Source organism: Acinetobacter sp. TY2 (genome assembly GCF_046269225.1).
Classification (GTDB): domain Bacteria; phylum Pseudomonadota; class Gammaproteobacteria; order Pseudomonadales; family Moraxellaceae; genus Acinetobacter.
Map to the genome: position 1 here is coordinate 1 of NZ_JBJZOR010000062.1, position 1672 is coordinate 1672.

The following is a 1672-nucleotide window of genomic DNA, read 5'->3' on the forward strand; positions in this document are numbered from 1 at the left end:
ACGCATCATATAATCAAAAGCAGATAACGCCGCTTTCGCACCTTCACCCGATGCAATAATGATTTGCTTGTACGGTACAGTGGTACAGTCACCTGCAGCAAAGACACCTTTTACAGATGTTTCATTACGTTCATTAACCACAATCTCATTACGGTTTGAAAGCTCTACAGCACTGTCTTTTAAGAAGTCAGTATTAGGTAACAAGCCAATCTGAACGAAGATCCCTGCAAGTTCTAATGTATGCTCAATCTCCGTTGCACGATCTTTGTATTTAATGGCTGTGACTTGTGAACCATCACCAATAACCTCAGTTGCTAAAACATTCAATAGTACTGTGGTATTTGGCAAACTATTCAACTTATCTTGAAGTACTTGGTCAGCACGTAGCTTAGTATCAAACTCCAGTACCGTTACATGCTCAACAATACCCGCAAGGTCAATGGCAGCTTCTACACCTGAGTTACCACCACCAATCACCGCAACACGTTTACCTTTGAACAATGGACCATCACAGTGTGGGCAATATGCGACTCCACGAGTTTTGTATTCTTTCTCACCTGGTACATTCATTTCTCTCCAACGTGCACCTGTAGATAAAATCACAGTTTTTGATTCAAGTTTTGCACCATTTTCAAGTTCAAGCTGAACTAAACCATTGGCTGTTTGATCTGCACCGACAATGCTTTTCACTTTTTGTAGGTTCATAATATCTACACCGTACTCTCGTACATGTGCTTCCATATCTGCACCAAACTTTGGACCTTGAGTTTTTTGCACTGAAATAAAGTTTTCAATGTCCATCGTATCCATAACCTGACCACCGAAGCGCTCAGACACAATACCTGTACGAATACCTTTACGTGCAGCATACATTGCCGCTGTTGCACCTGCAGGACCACCACCAATCACCAGCACATCAAAGGCTTCTTTAGCATTCAATTTTTCAGCATCTTTTGCTGCTGCACCAGTATCTAATTTAGCAATGATTTCTTCTAGGGTCATACGACCTTGACCAATGTGCTGACCATTTTGGAATAACATTGGTACAGCCATGATTTTACGTTCTTCAACTTCATCTTGGAAGAAAGCACCATCAATCATCGTTGCTGTTGTACCTGGGTTGTTAATCGCAATCAGATTCAGAGCTTGAACCACATCAGGACAGTTATGACAGCTTAGTGAGACGAACACATCAAAGTCAGATTGAATATTTAAGCCTTTGATTTGTGCCAAAACTTCATCAGATACTTTTGCTGCATAACCTGAAACTTGCAGTAAAGCTAAGATCAATGAAGTGAATTCGTGACCCATTGGCAAGCCTGCGAAGAACACACGTGGTTGCTCGCCGACTTTCGCAATACCGAAGCTTGGTTTGCGGCTATTTTGCCCATCAAAACGTGCAGTCACTTGGTCAGACAATGCGGCAACTTCAGTGACTAATTCTTTAATTTTTTCAGCTTTATCAGAGTTGTCTAAAGAAGCGACCAATTCAATTGGGCTTTCAAGACGTTCAAGTAAAGTTTTTAATTGTGCAGAAGTATTTGTATCTAACATCGTTCAATCTCCAAAGGAGTAAATTTATTGCTTGAGAATATAATACGTTAAATCATAGAATAGAGGAAACAGGTTGTTTTTATATTTATAATCGGTTTTTTGAATTTTAAGACGGTTT

Annotated in this window: 1 protein-coding gene; it reads right to left on the reverse strand. The window is 40.1% G+C overall.

Translation table 11 applies throughout. The annotated features are described in order from the left end of the window. Window positions 1–1554: alkyl hydroperoxide reductase subunit F (gene ahpF / locus ACK1JC_RS16985; RefSeq protein WP_409512972.1), on the reverse strand; the 1554-nt coding region annotated here is incomplete at its 3' end. Window positions 1555–1672: the final 118 nt, after the last annotated feature.